General features: G+C 64.5%; 22 protein-coding genes. 13 read left to right on the top strand and 9 right to left on the bottom strand.

Going from position 1 to position 24150, the window contains the following annotated elements; all coding sequences use genetic code 11:
• Positions 1 to 58: 58 nt before the first annotated feature.
• The 3 genes from NKJ09_RS03635 to NKJ09_RS03645 form a co-directional block, all read right to left on the bottom strand.
• Positions 59 to 1432, bottom strand: a complete 1374-nt coding sequence (locus NKJ09_RS03635) for a glutamate--cysteine ligase (RefSeq protein WP_352493847.1) — start codon at positions 1430 to 1432, stop codon at positions 59 to 61.
• 204 nt (positions 1433 to 1636) lie between these two features.
• On the bottom strand, positions 1637 to 2371 hold the full coding sequence (locus tag NKJ09_RS03640; RefSeq protein WP_352609404.1) for a 16S rRNA (uracil(1498)-N(3))-methyltransferase: 735 nt from the start codon (positions 2369 to 2371) through the stop codon (positions 1637 to 1639).
• Between the two features lie 32 nt (positions 2372 to 2403).
• Complete coding sequence (locus NKJ09_RS03645; protein WP_352482363.1) at positions 2404 to 3066, bottom strand: hypothetical protein; 663 nt, start codon at positions 3064 to 3066, stop codon at positions 2404 to 2406.
• A gap of 73 nt (positions 3067 to 3139) precedes the next feature.
• On the opposite strand from NKJ09_RS03645, the gene NKJ09_RS03650 reads away from it, so the two are divergent.
• A complete protein-coding gene (locus NKJ09_RS03650; RefSeq protein WP_023716464.1) occupies positions 3140 to 3838 on the top strand; it encodes a type 1 glutamine amidotransferase in 699 nt (232 codons plus the stop codon).
• A 291-nt stretch (positions 3839 to 4129) separates the two neighbouring features.
• On the top strand, positions 4130 to 4270 hold the full coding sequence (locus NKJ09_RS03655; protein WP_023716466.1) for a hypothetical protein: 141 nt from the start codon (positions 4130 to 4132) through the stop codon (positions 4268 to 4270).
• A 28-nt stretch (positions 4271 to 4298) separates the two neighbouring features.
• Here NKJ09_RS03655 and NKJ09_RS03660 read toward each other — a convergent pair whose 3' ends face one another.
• The 3 genes from NKJ09_RS03660 to NKJ09_RS03670 are packed head-to-tail and all read right to left on the bottom strand — an operon-like array spanning position 4299 to position 7103.
• Positions 4299 to 5069 carry a metallophosphoesterase family protein gene (locus NKJ09_RS03660; RefSeq protein ID WP_352494024.1) on the bottom strand — a complete coding sequence of 257 codons (771 nt, stop codon included), beginning with the start codon at positions 5067 to 5069 and terminating at the stop codon, positions 4299 to 4301.
• A gap of 38 nt (positions 5070 to 5107) precedes the next feature.
• The gene (locus NKJ09_RS03665; RefSeq protein WP_023716468.1) at positions 5108 to 6244 is read right to left on the bottom strand and encodes an alpha-hydroxy acid oxidase; all 1137 of its coding nucleotides are present in this window, start codon (positions 6242 to 6244) and stop codon (positions 5108 to 5110) included.
• 55 nt (positions 6245 to 6299) lie between these two features.
• Positions 6300 to 7103, bottom strand: coding sequence for a FadR/GntR family transcriptional regulator (locus NKJ09_RS03670; RefSeq protein WP_352482361.1), 804 nt, complete (start codon positions 7101 to 7103; stop codon positions 6300 to 6302).
• 364 nt (positions 7104 to 7467) lie between these two features.
• Between NKJ09_RS03670 and NKJ09_RS03675 the strand changes: the two genes are divergently transcribed.
• From NKJ09_RS03675 to glcF, 5 genes are all read left to right on the top strand, one after another.
• A complete protein-coding gene (locus tag NKJ09_RS03675) occupies positions 7468 to 8751 on the top strand; it encodes a DUF3422 family protein (protein ID WP_023716470.1) in 1284 nt (427 codons plus the stop codon).
• 138 nt (positions 8752 to 8889) lie between these two features.
• On the top strand, positions 8890 to 10386 hold the full coding sequence (locus NKJ09_RS03680; protein ID WP_352493848.1) for an FAD-linked oxidase C-terminal domain-containing protein: 1497 nt from the start codon (positions 8890 to 8892) through the stop codon (positions 10384 to 10386).
• A 223-nt stretch (positions 10387 to 10609) separates the two neighbouring features.
• Positions 10610 to 11866, top strand: a complete 1257-nt coding sequence (locus tag NKJ09_RS03685; RefSeq protein ID WP_352493849.1) for an FAD-binding protein — start codon at positions 10610 to 10612, stop codon at positions 11864 to 11866.
• Entirely contained in the window at positions 11863 to 12252 is a 390-nt protein-coding gene (locus NKJ09_RS03690) for a DUF4870 family protein (RefSeq protein WP_352493850.1), read from the top strand. The genes NKJ09_RS03685 and NKJ09_RS03690 overlap by 4 nt, the downstream gene beginning before the upstream one ends.
• A 62-nt stretch (positions 12253 to 12314) precedes the next feature.
• Positions 12315 to 13646 carry a glycolate oxidase subunit GlcF gene (glcF, locus tag NKJ09_RS03695; RefSeq protein ID WP_352493851.1) on the top strand — a complete coding sequence of 444 codons (1332 nt, stop codon included), beginning with the start codon at positions 12315 to 12317 and terminating at the stop codon, positions 13644 to 13646.
• Between the two features lie 12 nt (positions 13647 to 13658).
• On the opposite strand, the gene NKJ09_RS03700 is transcribed toward glcF, so the two are convergent.
• Together NKJ09_RS03700 and NKJ09_RS03705 are read right to left on the bottom strand one after the other, a co-directional pair.
• On the bottom strand, positions 13659 to 14579 hold the full coding sequence (locus NKJ09_RS03700) for a bifunctional 5,10-methylenetetrahydrofolate dehydrogenase/5,10-methenyltetrahydrofolate cyclohydrolase (RefSeq protein ID WP_352493852.1): 921 nt from the start codon (positions 14577 to 14579) through the stop codon (positions 13659 to 13661).
• 273 nt (positions 14580 to 14852) lie between these two features.
• Positions 14853 to 15587, bottom strand: coding sequence for a L,D-transpeptidase (locus tag NKJ09_RS03705; RefSeq protein ID WP_352493853.1), 735 nt, complete (start codon positions 15585 to 15587; stop codon positions 14853 to 14855).
• 222 nt (positions 15588 to 15809) lie between these two features.
• Between NKJ09_RS03705 and NKJ09_RS03710 the strand changes: the two genes are divergently transcribed.
• On the top strand, positions 15810 to 16445 hold the full coding sequence (locus NKJ09_RS03710) for a DNA-3-methyladenine glycosylase I (protein ID WP_352482353.1): 636 nt from the start codon (positions 15810 to 15812) through the stop codon (positions 16443 to 16445).
• Positions 16446 to 16449: 4 nt separating this feature from the next.
• Here the strand turns inward: NKJ09_RS03710 and NKJ09_RS03715 are convergent, their stop codons facing one another.
• Positions 16450 to 16704, bottom strand: coding sequence for a hypothetical protein (locus NKJ09_RS03715; protein ID WP_352493854.1), 255 nt, complete (start codon positions 16702 to 16704; stop codon positions 16450 to 16452).
• A 210-nt stretch (positions 16705 to 16914) separates the two neighbouring features.
• Here NKJ09_RS03715 and hisS point away from each other — a divergent pair, with 210 nt between their 5' ends.
• From hisS to NKJ09_RS03740, 5 genes are all read left to right on the top strand, one after another.
• Positions 16915 to 18477 carry a histidine--tRNA ligase gene (gene hisS, locus NKJ09_RS03720; protein WP_352482351.1) on the top strand — a complete coding sequence of 521 codons (1563 nt, stop codon included), beginning with the start codon at positions 16915 to 16917 and terminating at the stop codon, positions 18475 to 18477.
• Between the two features lie 178 nt (positions 18478 to 18655).
• Positions 18656 to 19771 carry an ATP phosphoribosyltransferase regulatory subunit gene (locus NKJ09_RS03725; protein WP_352482350.1) on the top strand — a complete coding sequence of 372 codons (1116 nt, stop codon included), beginning with the start codon at positions 18656 to 18658 and terminating at the stop codon, positions 19769 to 19771.
• Entirely contained in the window at positions 19768 to 20469 is a 702-nt protein-coding gene (hisG, locus tag NKJ09_RS03730) for an ATP phosphoribosyltransferase (protein WP_352482349.1), read from the top strand. Before NKJ09_RS03725 ends, hisG begins: the two co-directional genes overlap by 4 nt.
• Before the next feature lie 498 nt (positions 20470 to 20967).
• Positions 20968 to 22734: an AMP-binding protein gene (locus NKJ09_RS03735; RefSeq protein ID WP_352493855.1), complete on the top strand. Its 1767-nt coding sequence runs from the start codon at positions 20968 to 20970 to the stop codon at positions 22732 to 22734.
• Positions 22735 to 22818: 84 nt separating this feature from the next.
• Entirely contained in the window at positions 22819 to 23922 is a 1104-nt protein-coding gene (locus tag NKJ09_RS03740) for a calcium:cation antiporter (RefSeq protein ID WP_023716483.1), read from the top strand.
• Positions 23923 to 24150: the final 228 nt, after the last annotated feature.

A 24150-nucleotide genomic window follows, 5' to 3' on the forward strand; every position in this document is an offset into this window, starting at 1 on the left:
TTTCCATCATTGATTGAAGCGAATTTGCCGGACCGTGGCTCATGCGGATAGCGAAGCGTTAATACGCGTATTCCATGAACACCGGCTCGATCGAGCCGCCCCAGCGTGTGTGGTAGGCCGACAGCATCTCTTCGGCGCTGGTCGTGCCGCGCGCGACGACCTCGTCCAGCGTGTTGAGAAACGAGGTCTCGTCATAGCCGTCGCGGTTCTTGCGGCCCCGGTTCTTCAGTCCCATGCGCGAGATGACGAGCACGTCGCGTGCGATCTCGCGCAATGTCGTGTTGCGGAAGGGCGCCGAAATGCCCTGTTCTGGCACTGCGTTGCGCATTGCCAGCACTTCGTCATAGCTCCAGCTCGAGGTCAGCGCCTCGGCCGCGTCGAGCGCCGCCGCATCGTAGAGCAGCCCGACCCAGAAGGCCGGCAGCGCGCAGATGCGCCGCCACGGCCCGCCATCGGCGCCGCGCATTTCGAGAAAGCGCTTCAGCCGCACGTCAGGGAACAGCGTCGACAGATGGTTCGCCCAGTCGCCCATCGTCGGCAGCCCGTCCGGCAGTTCGTTACCGGCAGCACCCGCCATGAACTGGCGGAAGGTGACGTGCGTCATGTCGTGGTACTGGCCGTCGCGGATGACGAAATACATCGGCACGTCGAGCGCCCATTCGACATAATCGGCAAAGCCAAAATCGGGCGAGAAGCAGAATTCGAGCAGCCCGGAGCGCTGGTTGTCGGTGTCGCGCCAGATCTCGCCGCGCCAGCTCTGCAGGCCGTTCGGCCGGCTTTCGGTGAAGGGCGAGTTGGCAAACAGCGCCGTCGACAGTGGCTGCAGCTTCAGTGACACCTGCATCTTGCGGCGCATATCGGCTTCGCTCTCGAAGTCGAGATTCACCTGGATGGTGCAGGTCCGGTACATCATGTCGAGACCCTTGGTGCCGACCTTGGGCATGTAGCGGGTCATGATCTCGTAGCGCGATTTCGGCATTTTCGGCGTCTCGGCCAGCGACCATTTCGGGCTGCCGCCAAGGCCGAGGAAGCGAATGCCCATGGGTTCGGCGATCTCGCGTACCTGCGCCAGATGCGCATTGCCTTCGCGGCAGGTCTGGTGGATCGTCTCCAGTGGGGCGCCGGACAGTTCGAACTGGCCGCCGGGCTCCAGCGAGATCGCGCCCTGGCCGGTCGGCTCGACCAGGCCGATGATGCGGCCGGCATCCATGATCGGGTCCCAGCCGAGTTTGTCCTGCATGCCTTCGAGGATGGCGCGGATGCCGCGCTCGCCGCCATAGGGCACCGGCGCATTGCCGTCGATATAGAACGGGAATTTCTCGTGCTCGGTGCCGATCCGCCATTTGTCGCGCGGCTTGTTGCCTTCGGCCAGATGCTCGACGAGTTCGTCGACGCTTTCTATCGGCCGGAAATCGGTAGTATCGCGCGCCATAACAGCCCTCCGCACATGACCCCGAAAATCGGCTTCGATTTTCGGAAAGGATCATGTGCCCAATCAATATGCTACAGCGTCCTTTGCGCGCCCGAAAGGACGCGCTGCGCTGCAGAGCGGCCGGACGACCGCCGGCGCTAGATGGACGAAATGTCAGTAGCCGATCAAGCGAAAAATCCTGAGCCAGAGGGTAACGGGAATTGATCACCAATCGCCGATTGTCGCCTGGATCAGCGCCAGTGCCGCCACCGCCGCCGTATCCGCTCGCAGGATGCGCGGCCCGAGCGGAATGGCGGTAACGAACGGCAGCGCTCTCAGCATCCTGCGTTCCTCGTCGGAAAAGCCGCCCTCCGGCCCGACTAGCAGCGCGAGCTTGTTCTCCCGCACCGCCTGCAATGCCGGCAGGGGATTGTTGGTGGCGGCATCCTCGTCGCAGAAGATCAACCGCCGCTCACGATCCCAGTTGCCGAGCAGGCGCTCGAATTTTTCCGCTTCGCGCACATCCGGTACCGCCAATATGCCGCATTGTTCGGCCGCCTCGACGACATTGGCGCGCAGGCGCTCGATGCCGGGTCTTGCCACTTGCGTGTGCTGGGTGATGACCGGCTGCAGGATGCCGGCGCCCATCTCCACCACCTTCTGCACGAGGTAGTCGAGCCGTCCTTGCTTCAGCGGCGCGAAGCAATAGACGAGATCGGGCAGTGGCGGCTGCGGCCGCTGCAGCGCCATCACCTTCAGGCGCAACGCCTTCTTCGATTTCGCGGCGATCGCCGCCGACCATTCGCCGTCGCGGCCGTTGAACACCAGAACCTCGGCGCCTTCGCCGAGCCGCAGCACATGCGAGAGATAATGGCTCTGCTGCGGGCCGACCTCGAACTCGGTATCCGGTCCAAGCTCGTCCGGCACGAACAGCCGCTGCATCTTGTAATTGGCGCGCATCGCCGAGGAATGCGGCAACGTCACCCTCGGCGTCAAGCCTCGGCGGAAGGATGCCAGACAGGCTCGTAGCCTTGCTGCAGCACCGAAACAGTTGTCGCCGGCGTGAGCATGTGGATTGGACCGTCGGTAAAACCGCCGAACCCCACCGGTTCGCGATAGCCGCCGAAACTCCAGGACAGCGCGGCGCCGTCAAACAGGGCGTACGCCCTGTTTCCTGACGAGATCATCGTGCCGTCCGGCAAGTCCGCAAGCGCCTCCGGTTCCAGTCTCGGCGCCGGTCCGCCCGATGCCAGGCGCTCCTTGTGCAGGCGCTTGTCGAGTTGCGGCGCGCGCGGCTCGGCAATGCCGAAGGCGTCGCCGAAGCGCTGGACAAAATCCCTGGCTCGCTCGCGCCGGCAGAAAAAGCACGGCCGGTGCCCGGCCGCCAGCGCCGTCACCTCGTCGAGGAAAAACAGTTCGGTCCAGCCGGCCTTGCCGCCCAATTGGTCGTCGCTTTGCCGGTTGCGCCCCATCGGCTCGCGCCGCACATTGCGGAATTCGCAGACGCAGATGATCCAGGCTTGCAGCGCCCAGCGCTTCTTCAACAGCGTTCTCGTCTCGGCGTCGTGAATGATGCCGCGATTGCCCATGAACAGGCCGCGCTCCGGCACGGCATGGATGGCGCCGAACGGATCGACCCGGTTTTGCAGTGGCATAGGCGTTCCTTGTTGGCTGCGATGCTGGCGCCATGATATCGCTCGCTGCATCTATTCATGTCAGCAGGTTTCGATGCGGGTCTTGGTCGTCCAGAACTTCGACAATGAGGGCCTTGGCCAGATCGGCGCGGCGCTTGTCGAGGCCGGCGCCGATATCGACCTGCGCCGGCCCTATCGCGGCGACGCGCTGCCGCAAGATAGCGGCGGGCATGACGCCATGGTGGTGCTCGGCGGCGCCCAGAATGCACTGGACGACGAGCTCTGTCCTTATTTTCCGGGCCTGCTCGACCTGACGCGCGATTTTGCCGAGAGGGATCGCGCGGTGCTCGGCATCTGCCTTGGCGGCCAGTTGGTCGCGCGCGCCTTTGGCGGCGAGAACCAGATCGGCGGTGCCTCGGAGTTCGGCTGGCACGAGGTCGCGCTCACCGCGGCCGCGAACGCCGATCCGGTGCTCGCCGCCTTGCCCGAAAAATTCCCGATCTTCGAATGGCACGACGACACCTTTGTCTTGCCTGAGAGGGCCGTGCGGCTGGCCGGCAACGCCGTCGCCGAGAACCAGGCGTTCCGCATCGGCCGCGCCGTCTATGGCTTCCAGTTCCATTTCGAGGCCGACCGGCCGATGGTTCGCGACTGGAGCACCTCCTTCGCACCGCTGATCGCCGAGCGGCATCCGGAATGGGCTGGCCGGCTCGACGATGAAATGGCCCGCAACGGACCGCAAGCCGATGCCGCCGGCCTGGCCATCGCCCGCGCCTGGGTGGCGACGATCTGACGGCTCATACAGCCAACGTTGCCTATTTGGCGACGTTGCATATTTGGCACGCGGCGGCAAATCCGCCGGGGATAACGCGTTTCATCCTTGGCCTGTGTCAGTCCGCCAGCCTAAAAGGCGCCGCTCTGCATCTTCCGTGCAACCGCGATGAACCTTTCCTGTGACCCGCGCGACACACCGCCGATACAGAACATGCCTAGAAGCGCGAAACCGTCAGACATTTGCGACGTATTTTGCGTTTCAACGCATTGGTAACCCGCTCGTGCATAGATGCAGGAAGCTCAACAAGAGATGACGTCCGTGAAAGCAGCCTTTTTGTCCTTTGCCATGTTGTCGGCCATCGTCTTGTGCGGCCTCGGCATTTATTCCGCCGACGCGGCCAACAACCACAATGCCGTCGACGGCTACGGCGTCACCGCCGCGCTTCGCTAGACCCTCTGCTCATAACCCCACGCCTTCCCTAAGCCCGCTCACCCGTGACTGTCAGGATATGCTTGTCCGCGCCGTCCACGACGAGCGCGGTGAGGTTTCCCGACTGCCAGGCGAGGGTGTCGACATTGACGCGGTTGCCTGTGATCTCGGGCTTGGGCACCGGCGTATGGCCGTGCACCACGATCTTGGGATGAAGACCGGTGTGATCGTGGAAGACCTCGCGGATCCAGATCAGGTCCTGCCGGCTCTGGCTTTCCAGCGCAATGCCAGGCCGGATGCCGGCATGGCAGAAGAAGAAATCGCCGAACGTGACTGAAAAGGGCAGCGAGCGCAGGAACTCGACATGGTTCTGCGGCACTGCCTCGACCAATGCGGCGTGGCCTTGCCGCAATGCCGCATCGGCGCGGCCAAACCAGGCGCTGCTCCCACCGAGCGACACGCCATAGGATAGCGCCGTCTGGATGCCGCCATAGCGCATGAACAGCCCGTCCGGATCGGGGACATCGAGAAAATCGAGAAAGCCGAGATCATGATTCCCGACCAGCGTCAGGTGACGCGGATCGCGTTTTTGCGCGTCGATCAGGAAATCGATGACGCCTTTGGAGTTCGGGCCGCGGTCGACATAGTCGCCGAGATGGATCACGCGCCAATCAGCCGACGGCCTTTGACCGAGCTCCGCCTCGATCCGCCGGTGCATGGCGGTCAGCAGGTCGAGCCGGCCGTGCACATCGCCGATCGCATAAAGGCGCATGCCTTGCGGTCCGCGCGCCTCGTAAAAATTGATGCCGGGCTCCGTCAATGCCTGCGTCGCCTCCGTGATCATGCTGTCACGGGACTTTAGCGCCGAAGCTGATCCTTGCCCATGTCGGTGACCAGACGCTTTCCGCACAGTGCCAGCGTTATGTCCATCTCCTTGCGGATGATTTCCAGCGCCTTGGTAACCCCTTCCTTGCCGAGTGCGCCGAGGCCGTACAGGAAGGGTCGGCCGATATAGGTGCCCTTGGCGCCGAGGCACAGTGCTTTGAGCACGTCCTGGCCGGAACGGATGCCGCCGTCCATATGCACCTCGATCGTGTCGCCGACGGCATCGGCGATCTCTTCGAGCGCCATGATCGATGACGAGGCGCCGTCGAGCTGGCGGCCGCCATGGTTGGAAACGATGATCGCATCGGCACCCGACCTGGCCGCCATCATCGCATCTTCCTTGTCGAGAATGCCTTTCAGGATCAGCTTGCCGCCCCAGCGCTCCTTGATCCAGGCGACGTCCTTCCACGACAGATGCGGATCGAACTGCTCCTTCGTCCACGACGAAAGCGAGGCGAGGTCGCCGACGCCCTTGGCATGGCCGACGATGTTGCGGAAGCTCCGGCGCTTGGTGCCGGCCATGCCGACGCACCAGCGCGGCCTGGTCGCCATCTGCCAGAGGTGCTTCGGCGTCATTCGCGGCGGCGCCGAAAGCCCGTTGCGGATATCCTTGTGGCGCTGGCCGAGGATCTGCAGATCGAGCGTCAGCACCAGCGCCGAGCATTTCGCCGCCTTTGCCCGGTCGATCAAATCGAAGACGAAATCCTTGTCGCGCAGCACATACAGCTGGAACCAGAACGGCTTCCTGGTCACCGACGCGACATCCTCGATCGAGCAGATGCTCATCGTAGACAGCGTGAACGGCACGCCGAATTCTTCCGCCGCCTGCGCCGCCAGCATCTCGCCGTCCGGATGCTGCATGCCGGTCATGCCGGTCGGCGCCAGCGCCACCGGCATCGCCACCTTCTCGCCGATCATGGTCGATTCCAGCGAGCGGTTGTCCATGTCGACCAGCACGCGCTGGCGGAACTTGATCTTTTGGAAATCCTCTTCGTTGGCGCGGTAGGTGCTTTCGGTCCAGGCGCCGGAATCGGCGTAGTCGAAGAACATCTTCGGCACACGGCGGCGCGCCAGGTCCTTGAGGTCGGCGATGGTGAGGATGCTGCTCATGGATCTTTTTCCGCTGGTTCTTCGCTGGTTCGTCGTTGAATTTTCTGGCCGCGGCCTACGGCTGTTTTCTTGCCGGCTCGCCATCACCGGGCTCGGAGCGCTGCCTGAGCCTCAGCCGCGACACGCGCTGCCAGTCGCCGCTGCGCTCGGCCTCGGCCATCGACCGTTCGACATAGGAGATGTGGTCCATCGCCGCCTGCCGCGCCGCGGCCGGATCGCCGGCCTTGACCGCGGTGTAGATTGCCCGGTGCTGCGAAAGCAGCGCCTCGCGCGCACCCGGCACGCTGAACACCAGCCGCCGGTTCTGGAACACGCCTTCCGACAGCAGCCGGTAACAGGCGCGCAGCGTGTGCAGCAGGATGATGTTGTGCGCGCATTCGCAGATCGCGTGATGGAACTCAACGTCGATTTCCGCCTCGTCGTCGAAATTGCCGGTCCGGTGCGCCTCGTCCATCCGTGCCATGATGCGGTCGAGCAGCGCCAGATCGTCCGATGTGGCGCGCCGCGCCGCATATTCCGCCGCCACCGCCTCGATCTCGCGGCGGTACTCCAGATAGTCGGTCACCGCCTTGCGATGCATCGAGATCAGGTCGGCCACCGGCTTCGTGAACAGCTGGCCGATGACGTCGGCGACATGGGTGCCGCCGCCTGGCCGTGTCGTCAATAGCCCGCGCCCTTCCAAGGCTTTCAAGGCATCGCGCAGGATCGGCCGCGACACCTCGAACTGGCGCGCCAGCTCGCGCTCGCCCGGCAGCCGGTCGCCGGTGCGCAGCACGCCTTCGAGGATCAGGCTCTCGATCTGCTGCACCACCTCGTCGGCGGTGCGCGAATGCTCGATCCGGGAGAAAATGTCGCTCAAACGGGGTGCCTGGGGGTTGAACCGATGTCGCGCAAGATAAAGCCAGCGTCGCCAACTGGTCAAATTATTTATCCAATTCGCCCGGCCGGGTCGGTTTCACAGCCGCGGCTTCATATCACCTTCTGCTAAACTGGCTGTTTGCGTCCCCTGGCGATTGCCTCTAGAGCAATTCCAGGAAAAGTGTGAAACGGTTTTCCGTCCGGAATTGCGCAGAATCAAAGGGATAGAGCGGTTCGGCGTTTCCGTGAAACGATAAAACCGCTCTAGAGGGACATCATTGCCAAAGGGCTCAGAGAAGCCCGGGGGACCAGCCGTGCCAGACGCCGACCCGTCCAATCTCGAATTCCAGCTGCGCGCTAAAGCCATGGGCGGCAGCGTCATGGGCTTTCCGGCGCATGAAGGTCGGCCCGGCGCGCTCGGCGAGGTCCACGCCCGACCGCATCCGCTGGTCGAAAAGCCGCGCGTGCTGGTGCAGCTTTCCTTCATGACCGAAGGCGGCTCGAGCGTCGATCTGGCAGTGCTTTCGGAACTGTCGCAGCGCCTTGGTATTGCCGCGCCCGACCGCCATGCCCGCCATCACGCGATGAAGTGGGGCAAGGGCTCGCTGCGCTGGGAACGGCACACGGAGTTCTCGACCTATCTCTGGGAAGGGCCGCTCGCCGAAAACGGCAGGGGGCAAGAAGATACCCCCTTCGGCAACGGGTTTTCGCCGCCGGGCACGGTGATTTCCGGCATCAGGCTCGAAATCCGCAAATGGACACCGGCGAACGAGCGGCTGATCGCCGGCTTCGACCCGACCAGCCTGTGCTATTCGCTGGTCGAGCGCGGCAACGCGGCCATCGTCACCGATTTCCGCCAGGATGGCGACGGCTTGACCCGCATGCTGGTGCTCGATCGCGGGCTGACACCGGCGCGCACCGGGGCGCTGTCGCAGCGGCTGATCGATATCGAGACCTACCGCACGCTGGCCATGCTTGGGCTGCCGCTGGCGCTGATGCTTTCGGGGCGTGCCCGCCGCATCGAGGACAGGCTGGCCCAGACCACGCTGGAAATGAAGGTCGCCGAAACCCGCGACAGCCAGACCTTGCTGGCCGACCTGACCGAACTTGCCGCCGAACTGGAGGCGGATGCCGCCTCCAGCCTCTACCGGTTCGGCGCCAGCCGTGCCTATGACGGCATCGTCGGCGAGCGGCTGGAGGCGCTCGAGGAAGAAGCCGTGCCCGGCTACGACACCTGGGGCGGGTTCCTGCAGCGGCGCGTCGCGCCGGCCATGCGCACCTGCCGTTCGGTCGAGGAGCGCCAGGCCAATCTGTCGCGCAAGCTGACCCGTGCCACCACGCTGCTGCGCACCTGGGTCGACGTCGAGGTCGAGAAGCAGAACCGCGATCTCTTGGCATCGATGAACAATCGCGCCCGCCTGCAATTGCGCCTGCAGCAGACGGTGGAGGGGCTGTCTGTCGCCGCCGTTTCCTACTATGTCGTCGGCCTCATCGGCTACGTCGCCAAGGGCGCCTCGATCTTCGGCCATGCCTTTGCGCCGGAAATGGTCACCGCCGCCTCGGTGCCGCTCGCCGTCCTGCTCGTCTGGTGGGGCGTGCGCCGTGTCCGCCGCATGCACTCCGAACCGGGCAAGCAGCCGGGCGAGTAGTGTGGGGCGCGCAGCGGCAGATTGCCGCTGCGAAAGGCTGTCCCGGCCATAGGCCCGCGATCCCGGCCAAAGCGGCATTTGCAACCGATAGCCGTCGCTGGTAAAAGATTTTTACCAGTCGGTCGAAGGAGGCTGTCGATGTCCGGTCTTGCGATGCCGAAACCAGACGACGCCACGCTGCGCCGGCGCGATGAGATCGTCGCCGATATGCGCATCATCGTGCCGGGCGAGGGCGTCGTCGACGCAGCCAATGCGATGCGCGCCTTCGAGAGCGATGGGCTCACCGCCTACCGGCAATTGCCGCTGGTCGTGGTGCTGCCGCAAACCGTGGCGCAGGTCTCGCGCGTGCTGAAATATTGCAGTGACCGCAATATCCGCGTCGTGCCGCGCGGCTCCGGCACCTCGCTCTCCGGCGGGGCGCTGCCGCTGGAAGACGCGGTGCTGCTGGTGATGAGCCGCTTCAACCGCATCCTCGAGATCGATTTCCAGAACCGCATCGTCGTCGCTCAGCCCGGCGTCACCAATCTCGGCATCACCACCGCCGTCGAGCAGGAGGGCTTCTATTACGCCCCCGATCCATCCTCCCAGATCGCCTGCTCGATCGGCGGCAATGTCGCGGAAAATTCCGGCGGCGTGCACTGCCTGAAATACGGTCTCACCGCCAATAATGTGCTTGGTATCGAGATGGTGCTGATGAATGGCGAGGTGGTGCGCCTCGGCGGCAGCCATCTCGACGCGGAAGGCTACGACCTGCTCGGCGTGATGACCGGCTCCGAAGGATTGCTCGGTGTCGTCACCGAGGTCACCGTCCGCATTTTGAAGAAGCCCGAGACGGCGCGTGCCCTGCTGATCGGCTTCCCGACCAGCGAGCAAGCCGGCCAATGTGTCGCCGACATCATCGGCGCCGGCATCATCCCGGGCGGCATGGAGATGATGGACCGCCCGGCCATCCACGCCGCCGAGGATTTCGTCCAGGCCGGCTATCCCCTGGATGTCGAGGCGCTGCTGATCGTCGAGCTGGACGGGCCGGGTGTCGAGGTCGACCATCTGATCGGCCTGGTCGAAGCCATTGCCTATAGGAACGGCTCGACCACATGCCGCATTTCGCAATCGGAGCAGGAGCGGCTGAGTTTCTGGGCCGGCCGCAAGGCAGCCTTCCCGGCGGTCGGCCGCATCTCGCCCGACTATTACTGCATGGACGGCACCATCCCGCGCAAGGAATTGCCGCGCGTCCTCGCCGGCATGCGCGAACTGTCGGAGAAATACGGGCTCGGCGTCGCAAATGTCTTCCACGCCGGCGACGGCAATCTGCATCCGCTGATCCTCTACGACGCCAACGTGCCGGGCGAGCTCGACAAGGCGGAGAGTTTCGGCGCCGACATATTGCGGCTCTGCGTCAAGGTCGGCGGCGTGCTGACCGGTGAGCACGGGGTCGGCGTCGAGAAGCGCGACCTGATGCCGGAAATGTTCAACCAGATCGATCTCGACCAGCAGATGCGCGTCAAATGCGCCTTCGACCCCAATCACCTGCTCAACCCGGGCAAGGTATTTCCGCAGCTGAGGCGATGCGCGGAGCTCGGGCGGATGCACGTGCATCGCGGGCAGCTGGCATTTCCGGACATTCCGAGGTTTTGAGGGGTATGTTGGCGCTTGGACACCCCCCTCTGTCCTGCCGGACATCTCCCCCGCAAGGGGGGAGATTGGCTGCTTCAACGTCCTGCTCGCCTTCAAGCGTTGATGGTTGGCGAAAGCCTAAGCGACATCCGATCTCCCCCCTTGCGGGGGAGATGTCCGGCAGGACAGAGGGGGGTGGGAAGGATCGCGGCTTCTCGTCATTTACGACTGGTGGTTCTGCCGCATGACCACCTTCACCCCGACCACATCAGCGGAAACCCTCTCCACCATCGCCTGGGCCGCAGCGGAAGACTCGCCGCTCGAGATCCTCGGCCATGGTTCCAAGCGCGGCATCGGCCGGCCGCAGCAGAGCGAGCATACGCTCGACCTGTCGAACCTGTCCGGCGTCACGCTCTATGAGCCGGCCGAACTGGTGCTGTCGGCGAAAGCCGGCACGCCGCTGGCCGCGATCGAAAGCCTGCTTGCCGAAAACGGCCAGCAACTGGCCTTCGAGCCGATGGACTACGGCCCGCTGCTCGGCGGTGAACCAGGACGAGGCACGATCGGCGGCGTGCTGGCCGCGAACCTTTCCGGCCCGCGGCGGCTGAAGGCCGGGGCTGCGCGCGATCACATCCTTGGCATCGCGGCCGTTTCCGGCCGTGGCGAGGCCTTCAAGTCGGGCGGCCGTGTGGTCAAGAATGTCACCGGCTATGATCTGTCCAAGCTGATGGCCAACAGCTGGGGCACGCTGGCGGTGTTCACCGACGTCACCTTCAAGGTGCTTCCCGCTGCCGAGACCGAAGTCACGCTCGCCATCCGTGGCCTGCTCGACGATCATGCCACCGCCGCCATGGCGCTGGCACTGGGTTCCAGCGCGGAGGTGTCGAGTGCGGCCCATCTTCCTGAACGGGTCGCCGCGCGGGTCGCCGGCGGCAGTCTCGGCAGCGATGCGGCGACGCTGCTGCGCATCGAGGGTTTCGGCCCGTCGGTCGCCTACCGCATCGCGGCGCTGAAAGACCTGCTGAAAAACGCCGGTCCGCTGCAGGAGATTTCCGGTTCGGTCTCGTATTCTGTCTGGCGTGACATCCGCGATTGCGCGCCGTTTGCCGACGGCAGCGAAAGGCCGGTGTGGCGCGTCTCGATGGCGCCGTCGCAGGGCCACCTTATGGTGCTGGAGCTGCGCATGCAGGCCGCGGTCGATGCCTTCTACGATTGGCAGGGCGGGCTGATCTGGCTGCGCATGCAGCAGGACGATCCAGAGGCCGGCCTGTTGCGCGGGCTGATCAGAAAATATGGCGGCGGCCATGCGACGCTGGTGCGCGCAACCCCTTCGCACCGTGCCGCCGTGCCGGTGTTCGAACCGCAAGCGCCGCCGCTGGCAGCTTTGTCGGCGCGGCTGAAGGCCGAATTCGACCCGAAGAATATCCTCAATCCCGGGCGTATGGCGCCGGGCGCAGGCTCTGCTACTCTCGCCCCAGCAACCGAGGGAGGAGCGCAATGAGCGATGCAGGCCAAAACGGTACGTCACGCCAGACCGACCGCTGGCTGGAGCCCGGTCCGACCAACGCGCTGGTCATCTATATCCTCTATCTCGCCGGCCTCGTTATCGGCGTCAGCGGCATTGTCGGCATCGTCCTGGCCTATATCAACCGCGGCAAGGCCGGCGGCTTCGTCGAAAGCCATTACGCATTCCTGATCCGCACCTTCTGGATCGGCCTGCTCTATGCACTGATCTCGGCGCTGCTGATGGTCGTGGTCGTCGGCGTCGTGCTGATGGTCGCTGTCGCCGTCTGGTTCATTGCCCGCTGCATTCTCGGCCTGCAGGCGCTGCAGCGCGGCGAGGCGGTCAAGAACCCGGAAAGCTGGTTCCTCGGACTACGAGCATGATCCCAAAAAGCGGATACCGGTTTTGGGAAAAGATCATGCTCAAACGGTAAGGATTCGTTTAGGTGCAGACCTCCTTCTCGCTTGCCCAGCTTGCCGATCCGCATGTCGCGGAATCGGAAAAGATCCTGCGCAAATGCGTGCATTGCGGCTTCTGCACCGCCACCTGCCCGACTTATGTGACGCTCGGCAACGAACTGGATTCGCCGCGCGGCCGGATTTACCTGATCAAGGACATGCTGGAGAACGGCCGTCCCGCAGACAAGGAGATCGTCACCCATATCGACCGCTGCCTGTCCTGCCTCGCCTGCATGACCACCTGCCCGTCTGGCGTCAACTACATGCATCTGGTCGACCACGCTCGCGCCCATATCGAGGAGACCTACAAGCGTCCGCTGGCCGATCGCCTGACACGCGCCATGCTGGCCTTCGTGCTGCCTTATCCCTCGCGCTTTCGCGCGGCGCTCAAGCTGGCGAAGCTCGGCCAGCCATTCGCCGGCCTGTTTGAGAAAATCCAGGCCTTGAGGCCGCTGGGCGCCATGCTCAAGCTTGCACCGGCGTCGGTCCCGGCAGTCTCGCCGATGGCTTCGCCGGGCGTCCATGCGGGGCAGGGCGGCAAGAAAAATGGCCGCGTCGCCATCCTCACCGGCTGCGCGCAATCAGTGCTCGATCCCGGCATCAACGACACGGCGATTTCGCTGCTGACCCGGCTTGGTGTCGAGGTCGTCGTCCCGCAGGGCGAGGGCTGCTGCGGCGCATTGGTGCATCACATGGGACGCGAGGACGCTGCCTTGGCGTCGGCCCGACGGAACGTCGACGCCTGGACGCGCGCCATCGAGCAGGGCGGACTCGACGCCATCGTCATCACCGCATCCGGCTGCGGCACCACCATCAAGGATTATGGCTTCATGCTGCGCCTCGATCCTGCCTACGCCGACAAGGCGGCGCGCGTGTCGGCGCTGGCCAAGGACATCACCGAATATCTCGGGAGTCTCGACCTGCCGGAACCGGTGCGTAGACCGGGCACTATCGTCGCCTATCACTCGGCCTGCTCGATGCAGCATGGCCAGAAGATCACCCGCCAGCCGAAGGAGCTTCTGGTCCGGGCCGGGTTCGTCGTGCGCGAGCCGCGCGAAGGGCATCTCTGCTGCGGTTCTGCCGGCACCTACAACATCCTGCAGCCCGGGATTTCGGCGACGCTGCGCGACCGCAAGGTCAGGAATATCGAGGCGACCGGCGCTGAAATCGTCGCCACCGGCAACATCGGCTGCATCACCCAGATCGCCTCCGCCGCCAAGCTGCCGGTGGTGCATACGATAAAGCTGCTCGACTGGGCCTATGGTGGGCCGAAGCCCGAAGGCGTTCGCGAAGACAGGGTGGTTGTCGCGGCCGAGTGATCCGCCAGTCGCCTACTCCGCCGCCAGTCTGTCCGCCGTGCCGTAGGTTGCCTGGTAGCGGGCGCGCTGGCGGCTGAGCGCCACCATCGTGTTGCGCAGCAGGATCGCCACGGTGATCGGGCCGACGCCACCAGGCACCGGCGTGATCCACGACGCGACATGCCTGACGCTCTCGGCATCGACGTCGCCGACGATGCGGCTCTCGCCATCCGGCCCGATTTCCGAATTGATGCCGATATCAATCACGGCGGCGCCCGGCTTGACCATGTCGGCCTTGATCAGCCGCGGCTTGCCGACGGCCACGAACAGCGCGTCGGCGCGGCGTGCATGTGCCGCCACCGAGCGCGTCATGTGATGGCAGACGGTTACCGTCGCGCCTTCGCTCATCAAAAGGAAGGCGATCGGCTTGCCGACGATCTCGGAGTGGCCGACGACCACCACTTCGAGCCCCTTGAGGTCGAGGCCGGTTTCCCTGAGCAGTTCGACCGAGGCAGCGGCAGTGCAGGGCGCCAGGTCGAGTTGGTTGTAGACGATGTTGCCGATTGACGCCGGATGCATGCCCTCGACGTCCTTGAGTGGATGCACCGCCGCCTGCAGCGTCTTGATCGGGATATGCACCGGCACCGGTCGCTGGATGATGATGCCGGTGACGCGCGGGTCGGCGTTGAGGCCGTGGATCGCAGCTTCGAGTTCGCCGGCAGTGATGTCGGCGCGAAAGCGCCTCTCCTCGAAGCCGATTCCGGCCAGCCCCGCCTTGGCGCGCTGGTTGCGGACATAGACGTCGACCGCCGCTGTGTCGCCGACGGTGATCGACACCAGCTTGGGCGGAAAGCCTTCGGCGGTGGCGATCGCCGCGTCCTCGCGCACGCTGGCGATGATGCGTTGGGCAACCGGGCCGCCCTTGAGATAGCGGCTGTCATCGGAGAGGGACATCGAGATAGGGCCTTTGTCTGGAATTTTGGCTGCCACATAGCAAAGGGACGGCGAAAAGGCAGCGCGAAAAGCGAACCGCTATGCCTGTCGCGCGACGTGCCGGCGAAATCTTCGTCAATTCTCGCTGGCGGAAACAAAAAGGGCAGCACGGCTTGCCGCGCTGCCCTTTCGTGACTGGCCGCATCCCCACACGGCCCGTCCCCCGTTGTTTATTCATCTGGCCTCAGAAAGCCAAAGCTAATGTCTTCTAGACCAGATGATTCGTCGCGGCAACTATATCACCACCACCGTTGTTCCGATATTCACGCGTTCGTAAAGATCGACCACATCCTCGTTGCGCATGCGGATGCAGCCCGACGACACCGCGCCGCCGATGGTCCAGGGCTGGTTGGTGCCGTGGATGCGGTATTCGGTCGAGCCGAGATAGAGCGCGCGTGCGCCGAGCGGGTTTTCCATGCCGCCGGCGAGATAGGTTGGCAGATAACGGCCCTTTGCGGCTTCGCGGGCGATCATCACCGCCGGCGGCCGCCAGTCCGGCCAGACGCGCTTGTTGGTGATCTTGTGAGTGCCGGACCATTCGAAGCCCGGCTTGCCGGTGCCGACGCCGTAGCGCCGCGCCTTGCCGTTCTTCTCGACCAGATAGAGGAAATTCTCTCTCGTATCGATGACGATCGTGCCCGGCTTCTGCGGGCCGTCATAGGCGACTTCCTGCGGCAAATAGACGGGATCGATCTGCGGCCGCATCACCATGCGTTTGGCCGGCGCCTGCACCGCTGCGGTGTGCAATTGATCGGGTTCAGCTTGCCGCCGGTAGCGCCGTAGCGGCTGCGCTTCTTGCCGGCTCTGCCGCACGATGCCCGGCGCATGGCCGAGCTGCAGCACCCAGGGCGCCGAAAGGTCGGGGCTGACCACCACCGGCGGCCTCTCGGCATAGCGGTCGTTGGCATTGGCGGCACCAGCGGCAAGCACGGCCGCGGCGCCGAACAGTGGGAACAAGAATATCTTCATCGGATCGCACCTTGATCGTCGAACATGCCGGGGCGCAAAGCCTCCCCGATTTCCGCGACATTGGGCGCGAAGCGGCAACCGAAACATGAATCGGAATGCGTAAAATGCCGATCTGTCAGTAAAGCTTTTGGTGTGGTTACCGCCCGGTTCAGGAATCTGGTAAAGCCGCGGTAAAGGCCGCTTCAAAACGCGTTAACGCCAAGACACGAACGGAATTCTGCCATGGACGAAAAGACAGGTCTGCTTGCTGGTCCCGACGGCATCGCCCGCTGCTTCTGGCACGGCAACCTGCCGGATTATCTGCACTACCACGACCACGAATGGGGCCGGCCGGTCGCCGACGATCGCCGGCTGTTCGAAAAGATCTGCCTCGAAGGCTTTCAGTCGGGCCTGTCCTGGCTGACCATATTGCGCAAGCGCGACAATTTCCGCGAGGCCTTCGCCGGCTTCGATGTCGACAAGATCGCCGCCTTCACCGACGCCGATGTCGAGCGCCTGCTCGGCAATGCCGGCATCATCCGTCACCGCGGCAAGATCGTTTCGACCATCAACAACGCCAAACGCGCCCGCGAACTCATCAACGAGGCCGGCTCGCTGGCCGCCTGGTTCTGGAAGTTCGAGCCCGGCCCGGACGAGCGGCCCGAGATCGTCGACCTCGCCCATCTGCGCGCCAATCCGACGACGGCCGTTTCGGTCCGCATTTCGAAGGAGCTGAAGAAGCGCGGCTGGAGCTTTGTCGGCCCGACCACCGTCTACGCTTTCATGCAGGCGATGGGGCTGGTCAACGACCATCTCGAGGGCTGCGTCTGCCGGGAACCGGTCGAGGCGGAGCGGAAAGCGTTCAGGCGGCCGAAATAGCGGCTCAGGCGCCGCCGGCGCCGGCCAGGAAAAACCCGGCCAGGATGGCCGCCAGCGCGGCGAACACCGGATAGATCACCAGCAGGCCGGTCATCAGCACGTCGCGCATGGTCGGCCCGCTGCGCTGTTGCGCCGCGATCTCGAACGGTCCCGCGATTTGCTTCGTCGTTTTTGACCCATAACCATCGGCCGGCGGTAGCCGGATCGAGGCGTCGCGTGCACCGCTATCGATGATGTCGAACTTCTGTAGCGTGGCCATGGCCCCGAACCCCTTGTTTCGGCGCGCTTATCGGCCCGGATTGTGTCGGCACGATGCCGCGCGCATGGCGCAATTGTTTCAGCTTCTTTTTCTTGCCTTCTCGCGCAGGGGGAGCAAGGAGAAGCGCAAACCCTTGCCTTCTCCGGGCTGCATCGGTAGGACACGCCGACCCGAAATAAGTCACCAATTGCTTAGCAAAGTACCCATCCCATGGCCGACAAATCCGAAAAGATGAAAGCGCGGCTGCCGCGCGGCTTTGTCGACCGCGGCGCCGACGATCTGCGCGCCGTCGAGAAGATGATGGCGACGATCCGCTCGGTCTTTGAGCTTTACGGTTTCGAGCCGGTCGACCAGCCGCTGATCGAATACACCGATGCGCTCGGCAAATTTTTGCCCGACCAGGACCGACCGAACGAGGGCGTGTTCTCGTTCCAGGACGACGACGACCAGTGGCTGTCGCTGCGCTACGACCTGACCGCGCCAATGGCGCGCTTTGTCGCCGAAAATTTCGAGCGCCTGCCGAAGCCCTATCGCAGCTATCGCTCCGGCTGGGTGTTTCGCAACGAGAAGCCCGGTCCCGGCCGATTCCGCCAGTTCATGCAGTTCGATGCCGACACGGTTGGCACGCCGGGCGTCGCCGCCGACGCCGAGATGGCGATGATGATGGCCGATGTGATGGAGGCGCTCGGCATCAAGCGCGGCGACTACGTCATCCGCGTCAACAACCGCAAGGTGCTCGACGGCGTGCTCGAGGCGATCGGCCTCGGCGGCGAGGAGAACGCTGGCCGCCGCCTGCAGGTGCTGCGCGCGATCGACAAGCTGGACAAGTTGGGCGTCGAGGGCGTGCGCCTGCTTTTGGGTGCAGGGCGCAAGGACGAGAGCGGTGATTTCACCAAAGGTGCCGGGCTGGATAATGCGCAAATCGACGTTGTGATCAGCTATTTCACAGTCATGGCGCAGCACGATCCCGAAAAAATTGTCCAGACACTGGGATCCATCAACCCCGGACTCAGCAATCTTGTCGAGGAAAGGAAACTCGAACATCTGGGCATAACGAATGCGTCGTTTGTCGAGGGCCTTGCAGAGCTGGAACAGATAAGAACCATGGTCGCACAAAGCGGCTACGGTGAAGACCGTATCCGCATCGACCCCTCCGTCGTCCGCGGCCTCGAATATTACACCGGCCCGGTCTACGAGGCCGAGCTGCTGGCCGAGATCCCCAATGAGGACGGCCAGATCGTCCGCTTCGGTTCGGTCGGTGGCGGTGGCCGCTATGACGGGCTGATCTCGCGTTTCCGTGGCGAGCCGGTGCCGGCAACCGGCTTTTCCATCGGCGTCTCCCGCCTGATGACGGCGCTGAAGAACCTCGGCAAGCTCGACACGTCTGACGTGATCGCACCGGTCGTCGTGCTGACCATGGACAAGGATACGGAAAGCCTCGGCCGCTACCAGAAGATGGTGGCCGAGCTGCGTGCCGCCGGCATCCGCTCCGAAATGTATCTCGGCGGCGCCGGCATGAAGGCGCAGCTGAAATATGCCGACCGCCGCGGCAGCCCGGTCGCCATCATCCAGGGCGGCGACGAGCGCGCCAAGGGCGAGCTGCAGATCAAGGACCTGATCGAAGGCGCCAAGATGTCGGCCGAGATCGCCGACAACGCCGAATGGCGCGCCGCACGGCCGGCGCAGGTGACCGTGGCGGAAAGTGGGCTGGTTGCCGAGGTGAGGAAGATACTGGCGGCGCAGGCGGCCGACCGGGCGAAAGGTGGCGCGTGAGCACCCCCCTCTGGCCTGCCGGCCATCTCCCCCTCAAGGGGGGAGATTGGCAGCTTCAGCCTCACCGTCTTCTTTCCAACGCTGGAGATTGGCGAAAGCAGGCGCGATATCCAATCTCCCCCCTTGAGGGGGAGATGGCCGGCAGGCCAGAGGGGGGTGCCTCGCGCCCCACATCCCCATGACCTCCCCTGCCATCGCATCCGACATCGCCAGCCTATTCGCCGCGCGCAACACCCATGCGGTCGAGGTCGCTGTGCTGCAGCCGGCCGACCCGTTCCTCGACATGGCCGGCGAGGATTTGCGGCGCCGCATCTTTCTCACCGAGAGCGAGACCGGACAGACGCTTTGCCTGCGGCCGGAATTCACCATTCCGGTCTGCCTCGACCACATTGCCAGCCAGGCCGGCACGCCGCGCCGCTATTCCTATCTCGGCGAGGTGTTTCGCCAGCGCCGCGAGGGCGGCAACGAATTCTTCCAGGCCGGCATCGAGGACCTCGGCGACCGCGACACGGCCGCCGCCGATGCGCGTTCGCTGGCCGATGCGCATGCGCTGCTTTCGCTGGTGCTGCCCGGCCGGGAGCTGGCGGTGACGCTTGGCGACCAGACCATCTTCGAGGCGGTGCTGGCAGCGCTTGGCCTGCCGCGCGGCTGGCGCATGCGGCTGGCCCGCGCCTTCGGCTCGGCGCCAATGCTGGAAGCGGCGCTTGCCGACCTCGCCAATCCGCCGCGCAACAGCCAGCTCGCCGGCGCGGTGGCAGCGCTTGTCCTCGACGGCGATCTGGAGGCTCTTTCGGCGCATATCGCCGGCGGCATGGAAGAGGCCGGCCTGTCGGCAACGGCCGGGCGTTCGCCGTCCGAGATTGCGCGGCGGCTAATCGAGAAAGCCGAACTGCGCAGCGTCCGGCTGTCGAACGAGGCATTTGCGGCGCTGAAGGGGTTTCTGGCGATCGACGTGCCGCTCGATAGCGCCGCCGGGGCGCTCGCAAGTTTTGCCGCCGATGCCGGCCTTTCGCTGGGGACCGCGCTGGAGAATTTTGCAGCCCGCGCCGCGGCCATCGAAAGCCTCGGCCTGCCGATGTCTGAAATCAGCTACGATGCCGCCTTCGGCCGTCCGCTCGATTACTACACCGGCCTCGTCTTCGAGATCGCGGCGCAGGGCGGCGACCGGCCGCTGGCCGGCGGCGGCCGCTACGACCGGCTGCTGACGCTGCTCGGCGCCAAAACGCCGATCCCCGGCGTTGGTTTTTCCGTCTGGCTCGACCGCATCGAAGCGTTGCGGGAGACGGCGCCATGATCACGCTGGCGCTGCCGTCGAAGGGCCGGCTCAAGGAGCAGGCGCTGGAGGTGCTGGCCAAGGCCGGGCTTGCCGTCAGCCTGCCCGGCGACGAGCGCAAATACCGCGCCCGCATCGATGGCATGGACAGCGTCGAGATAGCGTTCCTGTCGGCTTCCGAGATCGCCGGCGAAATCGGCCAGGGCTCGGTCGATCTCGGCATCACCGGCGAGGATCTGCTGCGCGAAAATCTCGCCGACTGCGAGACGCGCGCCGAAATCATCGCCCGCCTCGGTTTCGGCAATGCCGATGTCGTCGTCGCCGTGCCCGACATCTGGCTCGATGTCGACACCATGGCCGACCTCGACGACGTCGCCGCCGATTTTCGCCAGCGCCATGGAAGGCGGCTCAGGATCGCCACCAAATACTGGCGCCTGACCCAGCAGTTCTTTTCGCAAAAGCACGGCATCCAGGTCTACCGCATCGTCGAAAGCCTCGGTGCCACCGAAGGCGCGCCGGCAGCCGGATTGGCCGACATCGTCGTCGACATCACCACGTCAGGCGCGACGCTGCGCGCCAACCATCTCAAGGTGCTCGCCGACGGCGTGATCCTGCGCTCGCAGGCCTGTCTCGTGGCGTCGCGGAAGATGCGCGCTCCGGCCGACGAGGCGGTGTTGCGCGATGTCGCGGCCAGGATGGCGTCGGTGAACTCGGGTTGACGATCGCGGAGCAGGCGCCGTCGGCCAAGCTGCCAATCTCCCTCCTTGCGGGGGAGATGGCCGGCAGGCCAGAGGGGGGTGCTGTCCCGCCGACCTGTCAGCCAATCGGAGCCTCATCCGTTCCCGGTTGGGGGTGCTGAAGTCGAACTTGGCGATCCTTCGCACCCCCCTCTGCCCTGCCGGGCATCTCCCCCGCAAGGGGGGAGATCGGATATCGCCTCGGCCTTTGCCAACCACTAACGTTGGATCCAGCGGTCTAGCCGCGGCACCGACCTGAAGCGATTTTCCTGATGTACAGCAATTTTGTTCTTGCTTTGTGCCGGCAGCTATGCTACTAATCTCCCTATGGTGCCAATTGGCCCCGAAGACCCGCCCGTCGAGGCGGTTTTTTTGTTTTCGGCCCTGACAGGGCGAGTTCCAACCCCAGCCCTATCATCGACGGGATTTCCACCACCCCGCCGGGCTGATAGGCTCGGCCTGTCTGCGGAGGACACGGCGATGCCGATCAATCTCGACGAGCTGAAGAATGCCACCAGCCTGCGCGGCAAGCGCGATGGCGGTTCGTTCATTGCGCCGGTCGACGGCACGGCGCATGTCTCGGGCGAGCGCAGCGTGCCGCTGCTCAACCTGACGATCCCGGCGCTGTTTGCCGATACGGTCGGCAGATACGGCACGCTCGATGCCGCCGTCTTCGTCGAGCAGGACAAGCGCTTTACCTGGGAGGAACTGTCGGACACCGTCGATGCGCTCGCCGCCGGCTTCCTGGTGCTCGGCCTCGAGAAAGGCGACCGCGTCGGCATCTGGTCGCCGAACCGCTGGGAATGGCTGGTGACGCAATTCGCCACCGCCCGCATCGGCCTGATCCTGGTCAACATCAACCCGGCCTACCGGCTGGTCGAGCTGGAATATGCCTTGAACAAGGTCGGTTGCCGAGCGCTGGTCACCGCCGCCAAGTTCAAGAGCTCCGACTATCTCGGCATGATCGAGACGCTGGCGCCGGAGATCGCCAAGGCAGCGCCGGGCAAGCTCGACGCCAACAGACTGCCGGCGCTGAAGATCGTCATCCGCATGGACGAGGAGAATTCGCCGGGCATGTTCAATTTCGCCGACGTGCTGGCGATGGCCGGGCGCGACGAACATGATAAGCTCGACCGCATCTCCGACGGGCTGAAGCCGGACGACGCCATCAACATCCAGTTCACCAGCGGCACGACCGGTGCGCCCAAGGGCGCGACGCTGACCCACAACAACATCGTCAACAACGGCAATTTCGTCACCGCGGCGATCAGGCTTACGGTCGACGACCTGCTGTGCATCCCGGTGCCGCTCTATCACTGCTTCGGCATGTCGATGGGCACGATTGGCTGCGTCACCAAGGGCGCGACCATGGTTTTCCCGAGCGAGGGGTTCGATGCCGGCGCCACGCTGAAGGCGGTGGCAACGGAACGCTGCACCGCGCTCTACGGCGTGCCGACCATGTTCGTCGGTCTGCTCGACCATCCGGAGTTCGCCTCCTTCGATCTCACCAGCCTGCGCACCGGCATCATGGCCGGCTCGCCATGCCCGATCGAGGTGATGAAGAAGGTGGTGTCGCTGATGCACATGGCCGAGGTGACCATCGCCTACGGCATGACCGAGACCAGCCCGGTGTCGTTCCAGAGCAGCGTCGACGACCCCCTGGAAAAGCGCGTCTCGACCGTCGGCCGCGTCCATCCGCATGTCGAGGTCAAGGCCATCGACGCCGAAGGCGCCACCGTCGTGGTCGGCGCGCCGGGCGAGCTCTGCACGCGCGGCTATTCCGTGATGAAGGGCTATTGGGACGACGAGCAGAAGACCCGCGAGGCGGTCGACGCCGACGGCTGGATGCACACCGGCGACCTCGCCACAATCGATGCCGAGGGCTATTGCAACATCGTCGGCCGGGTCAAGGACATGGTCATCCGCGGCGGCGAGAACGTCTATCCGCGCGAGGTCGAGGAATTCCTCTATCGCCACCCCAAGATCAAGGAGGTGCAGGTATTCGGCATTCCCGACCCGAAATATAGCGAGGAGCTGTGCGCCTGGATCGTGCTGAAGCCCGGCCAGATCACAACGGAGCAGGAGATCAAGGCCTTCTGCGCCGGGCAGATCGCCCATTTCAAGATCCCGCGCTACATCCGCTTCCGCACCGAATTGCCGATGACGGTGACCGGCAAGCCGCAGAAATACCTGATGCGCCAGGCGATGATCGACGAACTGGGATTGGTGACGCAGAAGACGGCTTGAGCGCGCGCTTCAGGCTTTCGCAGGGTTCGCAGAAGGGGCTTGCCCAGAAGGGACCTGCAACACGGCTTGCGGAAGGGGCTTGGAATGAGTGGTTTCGCAAGATCGGCGGTTTCCTACGGCATGCCGTTGGCCGCCCTGGCGATGGCTGTCGCGGTCAGGGCCAGCGGGGTGTCGGTGGACGAAGGGTCGCTTGGCACCAGGATATTTATCGGCGCGCTTTCGAGCGCGATCATGTTCACCACCATTTTCGTCGTGCTCGACCACGCCGAGGCGGTGGCCCGGCGGGTAGGCGAGCCGTACGGCACGTTGGTGCTGACCATCGCCGTGACGGCAATCGAAGTGTCGATCATCGTTTCCATCATGCTGCACGGAGCCAACAACCCGACGCTTGCACGCGAATCCGTCTTCTCGACGGTGATGATCACGTCGACCGGCGTTGTCGGCATGTGTCTGACATTTGGCGGCTGGCGTCATCGCAAGCAGGCAATCGTCCGCCAAGGGACCAGCGCCTATCTGGCGGTGCTGGTCGCACTGAGCGTCACGACGCTCATTCTGCCGACCTACACGCGAACCACCGATCCCGGCACCTTCTCGGCCGCCCAACTCGGCTTCGTCAGCGTGCTTTCAGTGCTGCTCTATGCGGGTTTTCTGTTCGCGCAGACTGTCCGCCACCGGGATGATTTCATCGACGGACAAGCGCATGGCGCCGCAGTGCCAGCCGACGCCCACGAAAGCATTGCCGCTAGTGCTCTGCTCCTGCTGATCGGGCTGATCGGCATCGTCATGCTGGCCGAGCAGGTCGCCGCCAGCGTCGAGGATGCGCTCGTCGCCTATCAGGTGCCCCAGGCCGACGCCATTGTCGGCGCGATGATCGCCGGGCTGGTCTTGATGCCGGAGGCGATCTCGGCGGTTCGCGCCGCCCTCAACAACGAGCTGCAGCGCGGCCTGAACGTCGCCATGGGTTCGGCCTGCGCCACAATCGGCCTGACAATACCGGGCATCGCCGCCGCCAGCCTGCTGACCGGAAGAGGCCTGACCCTGGGCCTGCCGGCGACCGACGTGGTGCTTTTGGTCCTGGCGCTCTTCATCTGCAATGTGAGCTTTAGCACCGAGAGGACGACGTTCCTGACCGGGCTGGTGCATCTGGTGGTGTTTTGCACGTATGTGTTTTTGATATTTGTGCCGTGAGGGTGGGGGGAGGTGGGCGGTCAGAGGCGGATAGGTTAGGAAAACTGCTTGAACGTCTCAATATGGGCCGGTGGCGGTCTGTCCGCTCTTGGTCACCGCTTCTCGAAAGCAGACATCGGTGTGCGGTGCGTCGACGGCTCATTTGTGGCGGCAAGCCGTGCAAGACGAGCGTCGGTTGACCATCGGGATCACCACCCTGCAGCGCGTGAAAGGTGCAGTGTGGCAGGT

Source organism: Mesorhizobium sp. M0189 (assembly GCF_040322135.1).
Lineage (GTDB): Bacteria > Pseudomonadota > Alphaproteobacteria > Rhizobiales > Rhizobiaceae > Mesorhizobium.